The 12,407-nt window shown below is 62.9% G+C and carries 11 protein-coding genes; 5 read left to right on the plus strand and 6 right to left on the minus strand.

Features of this window, described 5'->3' with window-relative positions; genetic code table 11:
• Nucleotides 1-4: 4 nt before the first annotated feature.
• Nucleotides 5-2,236 carry a primosomal protein N' gene (locus SMD27_RS02550; protein WP_320506767.1) on the minus strand — a complete coding sequence of 744 codons (2,232 nt, stop codon included), beginning with the start codon at nt 2,234-2,236 and terminating at the stop codon, nt 5-7.
• A gap of 274 nt (nt 2,237-2,510) precedes the next feature.
• Here SMD27_RS02550 and SMD27_RS02555 point away from each other — a divergent pair, with 274 nt between their 5' ends.
• The 3 genes from SMD27_RS02555 to SMD27_RS02565 are packed head-to-tail and all read left to right on the plus strand — an operon-like array spanning nt 2,511 to nt 4,567.
• Nucleotides 2,511-2,804 (plus strand): transaldolase family protein, encoded by a 294-nt coding sequence (locus SMD27_RS02555; protein WP_452094343.1) that lies wholly within the window; start codon nt 2,511-2,513, stop codon nt 2,802-2,804.
• A 24-nt stretch (nt 2,805-2,828) separates the two neighbouring features.
• Entirely contained in the window at nt 2,829-3,569 is a 741-nt protein-coding gene (locus tag SMD27_RS02560; protein WP_320506768.1) for a DUF484 family protein, read from the plus strand.
• Entirely contained in the window at nt 3,545-4,567 is a 1,023-nt protein-coding gene (locus SMD27_RS02565; protein ID WP_320506769.1) for a tyrosine recombinase XerC, read from the plus strand. Before SMD27_RS02560 ends, SMD27_RS02565 begins: the two co-directional genes overlap by 25 nt.
• Here the strand turns inward: SMD27_RS02565 and SMD27_RS02570 are convergent.
• Nucleotides 4,564-5,541, minus strand: a complete 978-nt coding sequence (locus SMD27_RS02570) for a lysylphosphatidylglycerol synthase domain-containing protein (RefSeq protein ID WP_320506770.1) — start codon at nt 5,539-5,541, stop codon at nt 4,564-4,566. The two genes, SMD27_RS02565 and SMD27_RS02570, sit on opposite strands and share 4 nt — an antisense overlap.
• Nucleotides 5,542-5,640: 99 nt before the next feature.
• Between SMD27_RS02570 and SMD27_RS02575 the strand changes: the two genes are divergently transcribed.
• Nucleotides 5,641-6,141 (plus strand): GNAT family N-acetyltransferase, encoded by a 501-nt coding sequence (locus SMD27_RS02575; protein WP_320506771.1) that lies wholly within the window; start codon nt 5,641-5,643, stop codon nt 6,139-6,141.
• Here SMD27_RS02575 and SMD27_RS02580 read toward each other — a convergent pair.
• Entirely contained in the window at nt 6,128-7,084 is a 957-nt protein-coding gene (locus SMD27_RS02580) for a LysR substrate-binding domain-containing protein (RefSeq protein ID WP_320506772.1), read from the minus strand. The two genes, SMD27_RS02575 and SMD27_RS02580, sit on opposite strands and share 14 nt — an antisense overlap.
• Nucleotides 7,085-7,214: 130 nt before the next feature.
• Here SMD27_RS02580 and betC point away from each other — a divergent pair, with 130 nt between their 5' ends.
• On the plus strand, nt 7,215-8,753 hold the full coding sequence (gene betC / locus SMD27_RS02585) for a choline-sulfatase (RefSeq protein WP_320506773.1): 1,539 nt from the start codon (nt 7,215-7,217) through the stop codon (nt 8,751-8,753).
• Between the two features lie 54 nt (nt 8,754-8,807).
• Here the strand turns inward: betC and lpdA are convergent, their stop codons facing one another.
• The 3 genes from lpdA to odhB are packed head-to-tail and all read right to left on the minus strand — an operon-like array spanning nt 8,808 to nt 12,259.
• Nucleotides 8,808-10,223: a dihydrolipoyl dehydrogenase gene (gene lpdA, locus SMD27_RS02590; protein ID WP_320507538.1), complete on the minus strand. Its 1,416-nt coding sequence runs from the start codon at nt 10,221-10,223 to the stop codon at nt 8,808-8,810.
• A gap of 44 nt (nt 10,224-10,267) precedes the next feature.
• On the minus strand, nt 10,268-10,996 hold the full coding sequence (locus tag SMD27_RS02595; RefSeq protein WP_320506774.1) for a peptidase C39 family protein: 729 nt from the start codon (nt 10,994-10,996) through the stop codon (nt 10,268-10,270).
• Nucleotides 10,997-11,008: 12 nt separating this feature from the next.
• Nucleotides 11,009-12,259: a 2-oxoglutarate dehydrogenase complex dihydrolipoyllysine-residue succinyltransferase gene (gene odhB / locus SMD27_RS02600; RefSeq protein ID WP_320507539.1), complete on the minus strand. Its 1,251-nt coding sequence runs from the start codon at nt 12,257-12,259 to the stop codon at nt 11,009-11,011.
• Nucleotides 12,260-12,407 lie beyond the last annotated feature (148 nt).

Below are 12,407 nucleotides of genomic sequence, written 5' to 3' on the forward strand. Positions count from 1 at the left end.
CCGCTCACATGAAACTATAAGGATCGATATCGATCTGGATCGCCGGATCACCCTTCCGCCCCTTGCCGTCCAGCCAACGGCGCAGCACCGCCTGTGGCGCCACATCGCGCCGACATTTCACCAGAAAACGCCGCCGATGGCGACCGCGCAAAACGGCCAAAGGTGCGGGCGCCGGCCCCAGGATGCTCACGCCTTCCATCTGCGGCATGCTGCGCGCCAGGTCACGGCACAGATCGTCGACCGCCGCTTCCTGGCTGCCGGCCACGATGACGGCCGCCAGCCGGCCGAAAGGCGGCATGCCGACCATGGCGCGGTCATCGGCCTCGGCCGCCAGAAAACCCTCGCGGTCGCCCGACGCCAGAGCCTGCATCACCGGCCGGTCGGGATCATAGGTCTGCAGATAGACCTGGCCCGGTTTGCTGCCGCGCCCGGCGCGACCGGCCACCTGATGCAGCAGCTGAAATGTTCGCTCCGCTGCGCGCAGATCGCCGCCATTGAGACCGAGATCGGCATCGACCACGCCCACCAAGGTGAGATCGGGAAAATGATGGCCCTTGGCGATGATCTGGGTACCGATGATGAGGTCGATCTCACGGTCCTGGATGGCGCGCACCAGTTCGGCCGCCTTGGCCGGACCGGTCACCGTATCGCTGGTGAGGACGAGGCGCCGCGTCTCGGGAAAACGCATCGCCGCCTCTTCCGCCAATCGCTCGACACCGGGACCGCAAGCGGCGAAGCCACCGGTGGAACCGCAATTCGCACAGCTCGACGGCATCTGCGTGCTGAAGCCGCAATGATGACACTGCAGCCGCTGATGAAAGCGATGCTCCACCAGCCAGGCAGTGCAATGCGGACATTGCAGGCGATGGCCGCAATCGCGGCACAAGGTAAGCGGCGCATAGCCACGGCGATTAAGAAACAGCAAGGCCTGCTCACCGGCGGCCAGGGTCTGTTCCAAGGCAGCCAATAAGGTTGGCGAAAGCCAGCTCGACCGCGGCGGCTTATCGCGCCGCAGATCTACGAGATGCATGCTCGGCAATTGCGCGCCGCCATGACGATCCGGCAGATGCAAGGCGCGATACTTGCCGCTCTCGACATTGGTAAGGCTCTCAAGCGACGGCGTCGCCGAAGCTAGGGCGACCGGTATTTGTCCGAGATGCGCCCGCACCACTGCCATATCGCGGGCCTGATAGATGACACCGTCCTCCTGCTTGAAGGCCGCTTCATGCTCTTCATCGACGATGATCAGGCCGAGATCGGGATAAGGCAGGAAGAGAGCCGAGCGCGCGCCGACCACCACCTTGGCCTTGCCGTACAATACGGCACGCCAGGTCAGGCGGCGCTCGAGCCCGGTCAGTTCCGAATGCCATTGCGCCGGCAGCGCCCCAAAGCGCGCTTCGAAACGGCGCAGCCACTGCGCGCCAAGGGCGATTTCCGGCAGCAGGACCAGCGCCTGCTTTCCTTGCGCGAGACACGCGGCGATCGCTTCGAAATAGACTTCCGTCTTGCCCGAACCGGTCACACCATCCAGCAAGGTGGCGCTATAGCTGTCAGCCCGCACGGCCTCGCACAAGCGATCTGCAGCATATTGCTGTTCCGGCGACAGAAGCGGTCCCTGCCGCGCTTGGTCCGGCTCGCCAAAGGGCAAGGGCAAGGGCATTGCCACTGACTCGATCAAACCACGCTCCGCCATCTGCCGAATGACGCTGACACTGACAGCGGCTTCCTTCGCCAGTTCGGTCGATTGCATCGGCGGGCGCTCGCGCAACGCCGCAAGCACGCGCTGCCGTTGCGGGCTCAATTTTTCCGCGGAAGACATGGCGGCCTCGCTACAACGCCAGGTGGTCAAGGATCGCGGTGGCTGGAATGCATCAGCCACGCTCATCGCCATCCGTAGCACAGCACCGGGCGCCGCCATGCAATAGGACGAGACCCAATCGACGAAACGCCGCGTCACCTCCGGCATCGGCGGCACGTCGAGCCGCGCGATGACGTCCTTCACGCGGTTTGCGGCAATATCGCCGTTGCCCTCCTGCCAGACCACGCCGATCAGGCTGCGCTTGCCGAGCGGCACTTCGACGAAATCGCCCGGTTGCAGCTGAAGATGCGCGGGGCAACGATAGTCGTAAATGCCGCCAGGCGTGCCGCCCAGAGGCAAAGGCAGCAGGACGCCGACGCGGCGATCGACTGCCGGTTCGGTCATCAAGGGCTCGGCAATCACAGTGTCATCCGACATCCGTCAATCCGTCATGGAGGACCACCATGCACCGACGATGCCGTCGCAACGCAGTGACGACAGTAAAGCGACCCGGTGACAAACTGGCGGTTTCCGCCGGCATAGGCTAGACTCGGACTAGACTCGGAAATGATTGATTCGACTGCTGCGATCGGCCGGCTTGAATCGTCGCCACCGGATCGCAAGGCGGCACTTTAGCCGAGTGCAAGCTTTGCCGCCATCATACAACAATCGGGCCTGATCGCCGGATATCGCGGCAAGGACGGACAGAGTCATGAAGTTCTTCATCGACACGGCCGATATCGGCACAGACGGCTTGCAACTGATTGCCGATGTGGTGCAGATCTATAACGCCTATCCCGATTTCGAGACGCAGGTGCTGGTGGCTTCGGTGCGCCACCCGATTCACGTCATCGAAGCCGCCAAGATGGGTGCCGACGTCGCGACCTTGCCACCATCGGTCTTGCGCCAGATGTTCAATCATCCGGCTGCCCGAGAGAGGCTTGGCCGCGTTCCTGGCCGATTGGGCCAAGACGGGGCGATCAATTCTCTAATGATGATGCTGTGACGATTAGATTTCGGATGATGTCAGATGGCGGATAAGGGCGATACGGCGGCGGGCGGTTCGAACACGAAGAAGGCCGCGAGCAATTTGCCGACGGCGGCGCAGGTCATCGCTTATCTGCGGCGCCATCCCGATTTCCTGTTGCGGCATCCGGAATTGCTGGATCTGCAGGAAGCACCGGCGCGCCATCAAGGCGGCACGGTGGTCGATTTGCAGCAGGCGATGGTGGAGAAGCTGCGCCGCGATGTAGCGCGGCTGCGCGCCGATCAGGATGAGATCATCGCCAACAGCCGGGACAATCTGAACACCCAGGAGCGCATCCATCAGGCGGCGCTCGCGCTGCTGGAAGCGGAAACCTTCGAGCAGTTCATCGAAATCGTCACCGGCGATCTGGTGCTGCTGCTGGATGTCGATGTGGTCAATCTTTGCATCGAGATGACAGATCTCAGCTTCAACCGGCCGGCGGTGGACGGTGTTCTCATCCTGGAACGCGGCGCGGTCGATCGCATCATGGGTAAGAGCCGCGATGTTCTGTTACGTGACGATGTCGACGGCGATCCGGAAATCTTCGCGGGCTGTGCCGATATGGTCCGGTCCGACGCGCTGCTGCGTCTGCATATCAGCCCCGCGGCCCCGCATGGCCTGGTTGCTTTCGGCACCCGCCATCCCGGATATTTTCATCCCGGTCAGGCCACCGAGCTGCTGGGCTTTCTCGGTAAGATCATCGAATTCGGGATTCGCGCATGGCTGGATCTGCCGCCTCCGTGAATAAGGGTACTGACCTCTCTCTCCCCTCGGGGGAAGAGGCCGCTGCCGGCTTCGCCGTCGCTTCCGACCTGAAAGAGGCGATCGCCATCTGGCTTGGCTGGCTTGGCGATGAGCGCCGCGCCGCGGATTTGACGGTGGAGGCTTATCGGCGCGACCTCGCCGATTTCCTCGGTTTCATCACCGGCCATCTCGGCGCGCAGCCCGATCTCGCCCAGATCGCCGGCCTTGGCCGCGCCGATTTTCGCGCCTGGATGGCCTCCCGATCGAGCCGCGGCTTACAGGCCAGCTCTACCGCGCGAGCCTTGAGCGCGATCAAGAGTTTCTATCGCCTCGCCATCAAGCGCGGCCTGATTGATCAGACCAGCCTGACAGCTTTACGGACGCCGAAACTGCCGCGCAGCCTGCCCAAGCCTTTGACCGCCCCCGAAGCAATGGAAGCTGTGTCCGCCATCGGCGATCAGCAACATGAAAGCTGGATCGGCAAGCGCGATATCGCGATCCTCACCCTGCTCTATGGCTGTGGTCTGCGGATCAGTGAAGCGCTCTCGCTCACCCGCGGCGACGTCCCGGCGCAGGATGGCAGAGCTCCGCATGGATTGGGGCTCCTGCGTATCCTTGGCAAGGGGCGCAAGGAACGCGTGGTGCCGATCCTGCCTGTGGTCGTCGCGGCGATTCGCGATTACCTCGCCGCGTGTCCCTATGGCGGCGATGCCGGCGACCCGCTTTTTGTCGGCGCCCGTGGCGGTGTGCTCAATCCGCGGCTGATCCAGCGGGCGATGCAGCAATTGCGCGCAGCGCTCGGCTTGCCGGAAACCGCCACACCGCATGCCCTGCGGCATTCTTTTGCCACCCATCTCCTGGCCGGCGGCGGCGATCTGCGTGCAATCCAGGAATTGCTCGGGCATGCCTCGCTCTCCACCACGCAGCGTTACACCGAGGTGGATGCCGCGCAGTTGATGGCGGTTTACAATGCCGCTCATCCGCGCGCGAAAAACTAACCTGCCCGCATCCGGCGTTCCAGGAACAGCCAATCCACCAGGGCCGGCAAACCCAAAGCCGCATCGCGTGCCCGCTTCGTCACCGCCAGAGCCAGGGCCAGCGTCGGCGCGACGCCCAGCAAATGGCCAATCAAGAGAAAGGCGCCCTCTTGCGCGCCGAGCCCACCGGGAATGAGGAAAGCAAGCGCCCGCACCGTGCCGGCCATCACGTCGATCAACAGCGCCTCGACAACAGAAACCGGATGACCGAGCAGCAGCAGGACCGTCCAGGTTTCGCCGACCCGCAAAAGCCCGGCGGTCACATGCCAGAGGATATCTGCCGTTATCGCACCGTAGCGGCGATAAAGCGCTGCGAGATGCGCTGCCAGATCCTGCGCGGTGGCATCGACCGCTTCCAGGAGCCGATGCCATTTCGGCCGGCGCAATAAGCCGGCCGCACCCACCAACAGGCTGCGATGCTGGATTGCCAGCAGAAAAAGCAGTGGCACCACGGACAGCCCGATACCGATCACTGTTCCGGCAAAGCCGAATATTTGCCGTTGCCATAGCAGCAGGAAGCCGGCAGTCACCAGGATCACCCGCGCCGCCAAGGCGCCGGTGATATCGGCAATCAGGATTGCCGCTGTGGCGGGACCGGTGAGGGTGGATTGAAGAGACCGCGCCGCGCGATGGGCAAGCCGGCCACGAACCACATTGCCCCCGATCTGCGCCATGGGTAGCAGATGGTTGACGGCCTCGCTGATCCAGCGTCCCTGGACCAGATACAAAAAGGGCAATCGTTCTGCCCGGCGATAGAGGCAGGCCCAACCTGCTGCACTGCTGAAGATCGAGGCGATGCGCCAAGGCAGAATGGCAAAGGCACCCCAGCCAATGCCGATAATGGCAGTGAGAATCGCTCCCAGGTCATGCTGCGCAAAGACGGCGATCAGAAAGACAACGCCGATTGCAAGGCCCCATATCCTAAGTCGTTTCATGATTGACAAAGGCTGCCGCCGCTATTTGCAGAATATCAGGCGCAAGTTATCGTGAGGGCGATCTTATCCTCGATGAGAGGCATTGTAAGGGGGCAGGAAATGCCGGAGAAGCCGGTGAAACTCCGCATGGAGCAAGTCCGCATCAGGCCGATCGCGGCGGCGGATGCCGATGCGGTCTGCACCATGTCGCTGAACTTCCGGCACTATCTGGAAGCGCTGGGTGATACTGACGACTATCAATTCGACCGTGAGCGTTATCTGACGGAGGGCTTTGGCGCCGATCCGGCTTTCGGCGGTTTCCTCGCGGAGCTGAACGGCCGGGCCGTCGGCTATTTGCTGCATTGCCCCTGTTATAACAGCGACCTCGCCTGTCGCGAGCTGATGGTGATCGATCTTTGGGTGGAGCCTGCCGGCCGACGCCATGGCGTCGGCAAGGCGCTGATGGAAGCTGCCTGCGACCTGGCGCGCCAACGCGGCGCCACCCGGCTGATCTGGTCGGTCTTCAAACCCAATCGTCTCGCCTATGACTTCTATCAGCGGATCGGCGGCGTCATGATCGAGGAACTCGATTGGATGACCCTGCCCGTCAGCCGCGACTAGCGGGCTGCGCCTCTCCTTCCAGCCAGTCGATAAAGGCATCGGCTGATGGATTCTGTCGGTCGGTGCGGGAAAGAAAGTAGCCCCGCGGCGATTGGCTGACATGATGATGCGCGCGGCGCAACTGCCCTGCCGCAATCAGCGGTTCTACGAGGGGTGCCCAGCCCAACGCGATTCCCTGGCCGGCAATCGCAGCCTGCAGCACCAACGTATAATTGTTGAAGCGCAGCTGCCGGCCGCGCAGCTTTTCGTCGAAGCGCGCCTCCCGCAGCCAGTCGGCCCAGGTGAACCAGCGTTCGCTGCGGCGGTCCGGCGATGACGGCGCTGGCATGTCGTCGAGATGGAGCAGCGCTGCCTCGGCCATCCAGTTGGGCTTTCCGCGCGGGGGACCACCGGCATAAGACGGGGCGCAAACCGGATAGACTTTTTCCGCAAAAAGAAGCTTTCCGCGGCCACGGCGACCGGCGGCCGGCGCCTTGCCGAACAGGATCGCGATATCCGCACTGGCGCTGCCCAAATCATCGACATGCTGCGCCGTCAAGATGCGGACATCCACAGCCGGCATCGTCGCCTTGAAGCGCTCGAGGCGCGGCAATAGCCAATAGGCCGCGAAAGCGAAATCGGTCGCGACGGTAATTTCGGCACGGGTCGCCGGCTGGCGCAGCGCTTGCGTTGCCTGCCGCAAAACCTGGAAGCCGGTTTCCACCGCCTGCCGGAACTCCTTTCCTGCCGGCGTCAGCGCCACACCTTGGGAACGCCGCTGGAACAGTTTCTGGCCGAGCGCGCCCTCCAATTGCCGGATCTGCTGGCTGATCGCCGGCTGCGAGCTGCCGAGATGCTGGGCCGCCTTGCTGAAACTGCCGAAGCGAGCCGCGGCCTCGAAAGCTGGCAGCGCGGCCAAGGGTGGCAGGTCGCCCATGATATTAGTCTTACTTATATCGCTCATATTGCCTGACCGCATTCCGGACCGTCCCTGGCCAGCATAAAATAGGACTTTGTCGTAATAAACCGGCAAACGGCCTCTCATCACGATATAAGTGGGCGCCGGGACCGGTCAGTTGGGAGAAGCCGCCACCATGGCAACACGCAAACCGAATATCCTTTTCCTCATGGCGGACCAGCTCGCCGCCACCTATCTGCCGGCCTATGGCCATCGGGTGGTGCAGGCGCCTCATCTCTCGGCCCTCGCCGAGAAGGGCGTCACCTTCGACAGCTTCTATACCAATGCGCCGCTCTGCGCGCCTTCCCGCTTCACCATGATGGCCGGCGCTTTGCCGAAACGGATCGGCGCCTTCGACAATGCGGCGGATTTCAGCAGCGACGTGCCGACCTTCGCCCATTACCTGCGCGCCGCCGGTTATCGCACCACCCTGACCGGCAAGATGCATTTCTGCGGCCCCGATCAGTTGCACGGCTTCGAGGAGCGGCTAACCACCGATATCTATCCAGCGGATTACGGCTGGACGCCCGATTGGGAGCATTTCGATGTGCGGCCGAGCTGGTATCACAACATGCTCTCGGTCCTGCAGGCCGGGCCCGCCGTGCGGTCGAACCAGCTGGATTTCGATGATGAAGTCACGTATACGGCGCGCCGTCATCTCTACGACATGGCCCGCAGCGCTGATGAGCGGCCGTTCTGCCTGACAGTTTCCTGGACCCATCCGCACGATCCCTATGCCGCCCAGCCTGAGCTGATGGCGCGCTACCGCGAGGACGACATCCCGCTGCCCCTGGTGCGCCGCGCGGATGTGCCGCTCGATCCGCATTCCGCCCGGCTGCGTCATGTTTCCGATATGGAAGCCTATGTCATCCGGGACGAGCATGTGCGCCGGGCCCGTCACGCTTATTTCGCCAATATCACCTATATCGACAGCCAGGTCGGCATCCTGATGCAGGCGCTGAAGGAGACCGGCCTCGATCAGAACACCATTATCGTCTTCACTGCCGATCACGGCGACATGCTGGGCGAGCGCGGCCTCTGGTACAAAATGAGCTGGTTCCAGGATTCCTGCCGCATCCCGCTGATCGTCTCTGCCCCTGGCATGTTCCAGAGCGGACGCGTCAGTGCCTCGACCTCATCGATCGATCTGCTGCCGACCCTGGCGGAGATCGCCACCGATGGCGGCAAATTCTCGCCAGCCGCTCCAATCGACGGCCGCTCGCTGCTGCCGCATCTCAACCGCACCGGTGGCCATGACGAAGTGATCGGCGAATATTGCGGCGAAGGTGCGATCGCGCCGCTGCTGATGATCCGGCGGGGGCAATGGAAATATGTCTGCTCGACCCCTGATCCGGACCAGTTGTTCGATCTGTCGGCCGATCCGCTGGAAAAGACCAATCTCGCCGGCAGTCCTGCCCATGCCAAGATCCTGGGCGACTTCCGCGCCGAGGCGGCGCAACGCTGGGACGTGCCGGCGCTCCATGCCCAGGTTCTCGCCAGCCAGCACCGTCGCCGGCTGGTCTATCAGGCATTGTCTCAGGGCAGGCATACGAGTTGGGATCACCAGCCGCTGCGCGATGCCAGCACCAGCTATATGCGCAACCATCTGGTGCTGGACGATCTCGAATACCGCTCGCGCCTGCCCCATGTGGAAATGCCGAAGGCAGCGGAATAAAGAAAAACGCGCTCGTAGATCATCTACGAGCGCGTTCCTCAAACATATAAGCAATCAGATATGAATGGTCTTGCTGGAGATGGCCAGGGCCGCTTCCTTGATGGCTTCGTTGAAGGTCGGATGGCCGTGGAAGGCACGGGCGACATCTTCCGCCGAGCCATGGAATTCCATCGCCATGACGCATTCATGGATGAGCGTGCCGGCATCCGGCCCCAATATATGCGCGCCGAGCAACCGGTCGGTCTTGGCATCGGCGATCAGCTTGACGAGGCCGTCGGTATCGCCATTGGCCTTGGCGCGTGAATTCGCCAGGAAGGGGAATTTACCGATCTTGTAGGCGACACCAGCCGCCTTCAATTCGTCCTCGCTCTTGCCGACACTGGCCAGTTCCGGCCAGGTATAGATTATGTTGGGCACCGTCTCGTAATTCACGTGCCCGGCCTGGCCGGCCAGCATTTCGGCGATGGCGACACCTTCTTCTTCCGCTTTATGGGCCAACATCGGACCGGCGATGACATCACCGATCGCATAGATGCCGGGCACATTGGTCTGGAAGTGATGATCAGTCTTGATGCGGCCTTTTTCGTCGAGCGCCACACCGGCGGCTTCCAGGCCGAGTCCTTCGGTATAGGGCTTGCGGCCGATCGCCACCAGCACCGTATCGGCCACCAATTCTTCCTTGGCGCCACCTTTGGCCGGTTCGAGGCTTAGCGTCACCTTGCCCTTGGCGCTTTTCGCCCCGGTCATCGCCGAGGTCACCTTGGTGCCGAGCTTGAAGGCCATGCCCTGTTTCGTCAGGACACGCTGGAACTGGGTGCTGACCTCGGTATCGATGCTGGGCACGATCCGATCCAGGAATTCGACCACCGTTACCTTGGCGCCGAGGCGCAGCCAGACCGAGCCCATCTCCAGACCAATCACGCCGCCGCCGATCACGACTAGATGTTCCGGCACTTTCTCCAGCGACAAGGCGCCGGTCGACGAGACGATCTGCTTCTCATCGATGGTGACGCCGGGAAGCGGCGTCACATCGGAGCCGGTGGCGATGATGATGTTTTTCGCGGAGACGGTCTGGGCGTTCTCGCCGCTTACTTCGATCTTGCCGCCCCCCAGCAGCTTGCCGGTCCCTTTCAGATGAGTGACCTTGTTCTTCTTGAACAGGAACTCGATGCCCTTGGTGAGATCGCCCACCACCTTGGTCTTGCGATCCATCATTGCCTTCAGATCGAGGTCGAGCTTGCCGACCTTGATGCCATGGGCGGCGAAGTCATGGGCCGCATCGGCATATTTGTGCGATGAGGTCAGCAATGCCTTGGAGGGGATGCAGCCGATATTGAGGCAGGTGCCGCCCAGCGTAGCGTGCTTTTCGATACAGGCGGTCTTGAGGCCAAGCTGCGCGGCCTTGATGGCACAGACATAACCGCCCGGCCCGCTGCCGATCACCACCACGTCGAAACTGTCTTCCGCCATCATCGGCTCCTTTTCAATCTGCTCTCGGTCGTCGCTCGCCAGCGTCAGCCCCGCCGGATCAGGACCGTCGACCGTTCCTTCTTCGGCCCATAGACCGTCATGCGTTTGAAATCGGCGTGGGATACGGTGCGGCCGGCCTGCTGGCGTGCCGTCTGTCCCAATTCACGCGAGATCCAGGGATCGTTCACCCGGATCTCCTCATCTTCGATGGCGCTGACCACCACCCAATGCGGCGTGTCATCGCCATGGAACAGATTGGTCGAGACCAGGACGATGGGAATGGCGCCTGCCGCCATCGCCTGGCGCAGTTCCGCAATCGATGGGTTGCCGCGATGGACCGGGATGCGCAGGCGCTTCGCCTCTTCGAGATCGGCCTGCTGCAGCAGGCGCATCACCTGAATACGGTCCTTGTCGTCGAGACGGTCGGAGAGGAAAACCCCGCCTTTGTTCATCCAGACTTCGGCCGAGAAGCCGCGCCGCTTGGCTGCCAGTGCCAGCCCCAGCGCGCCGCTGCCGCCATGGCCGGCGCCCATGAAGATGGTGGTCGCCTCGCGCCACAATTGCAGTTCCAGCCTGCGGGCGATCTTCACTTTCGGATCGAGCGCATTCATCGCCATCATCAGCGAGGACGGCCCGCAAGTGAACCCGGTGGATTGATTGTAATAAGCGATCCGGCGCGGCTTGGCGGCAGCGCCGGCCTTACGACCTGACGATTTGCGCGTAGCCTTTTTGGCTGCGCGCGGTTTCGCCGCCGCCTTACCACGAGCCGGCATGAAATTCCCCCCTCAGATCTCCAGGATCAGGCGCTGCGGATCTTCCAGGCAATCTTTCAGACGCACCAGGAAAGTCACGGCTTCGCGGCCGTCAATGATGCGATGATCGTAGCTGAGTGCCAGATACATCATCGGCCGCGCTTCGATCTTGCCATCGACCACCATGGGCCGCTGCTGGATCTTGTGCATGCCGAGGATGCCCGATTGTGGTGGATTGAGGATCGGCGTCGACATCAGCGAACCATAGACACCGCCATTGGAGATGGTGAAGGTGCCGCCGGTCAGTTCCTCGATCGCCAGCTTGCCGTCGCGGGCACGGCGGCCGAGCTCGGCGATACGTTGCTCGATTTCGGCGAGGCTCATCTTGTCGGCATCGCGCACCACTGGCACAACCAGCCCCTGCTCGGTGCCGACTGCTACGCCGATGTCGTAATGATTCTTATAGATGATATCCGGGCCGTCGATTTCGCCATTGACCGCCGGCACTTCCTTCAAAGCCTGGATGGCGGCGCGCACGAAGAAGCCCATGAAGCCGAGCTTCACCTTATGACGCTTTTCGAAGCTCTCCTTGTACTTATCGCGCAGGGCCATCACCGCGCCCATATCCACTTCATTGAAGGTGGTCAGCATGGCGGCATTGTTCTGGGCCTGCTTCAGACGCTCGGCGATACGGCGGCGCAGGCGCGACATCGGCACGCGCTCTTCATTCGGCGCCAAAGCGCGGGGCACATGTGGAAGCTCGACAGCGGGCTGCGACGGCATGGCCGGACGGGCGACCGGCGCAGGCTGCGCGGGCGCGGCGGGCGCCGGCTGAGCCGCGGGAGCAGCCGTCTGCTTGTCGAGATATGCGATGACGTCTTCCTTCAGCAGGCGGCCATCCTTGCCGGTTCCGTTGATCTTCGCCGGATCGAGATTGTTTTCAGCCACGAGCTTGCGGACCGCCGGCGAGAGATCGTCGGCCTTGGCAGCCGGCGCCGGTGTTGCCGCCGGTGCAGCGGGGGCCGCAGCAGCACCGCTGCCATTGGTGGCGACGACAGCGCCGTCGGTGATCCGGCCGAGAACGGCGCCAACCGCGACGGTCGTACCCGCCGGGGCGACGATCTCGCCCAATGTGCCGCTGGTGGGGGCAAAAACCTCGAGCGTGACCTTGTCGGTTTCAAGTTCCAGCAGCGCCTCGTCTGCCTTTACCGCATCGCCGACCTTCTTGGCCCATTTGGCCACCGTCGCTTCCGTCACCGATTCCCCAAGAGCCGGAACGGTGATGGGCGTGGCCGAGCCCGCAGCGCTGGCGGCGGGGGCAGCGGCTGCCTTTGCCGGTGCAGTTGCGGCCTTGGCGGGTGCCGAGGCCTTGGCCGGCGCGACTGCGCCGCCGGCATTCCCGCTGCTCGCCGCCGCGCCGTCGGTGATCTGG

Source organism: Dongia soli (assembly GCF_034044715.1).
GTDB lineage: Bacteria > Pseudomonadota > Alphaproteobacteria > Dongiales > Dongiaceae > Dongia_B > Dongia_B soli.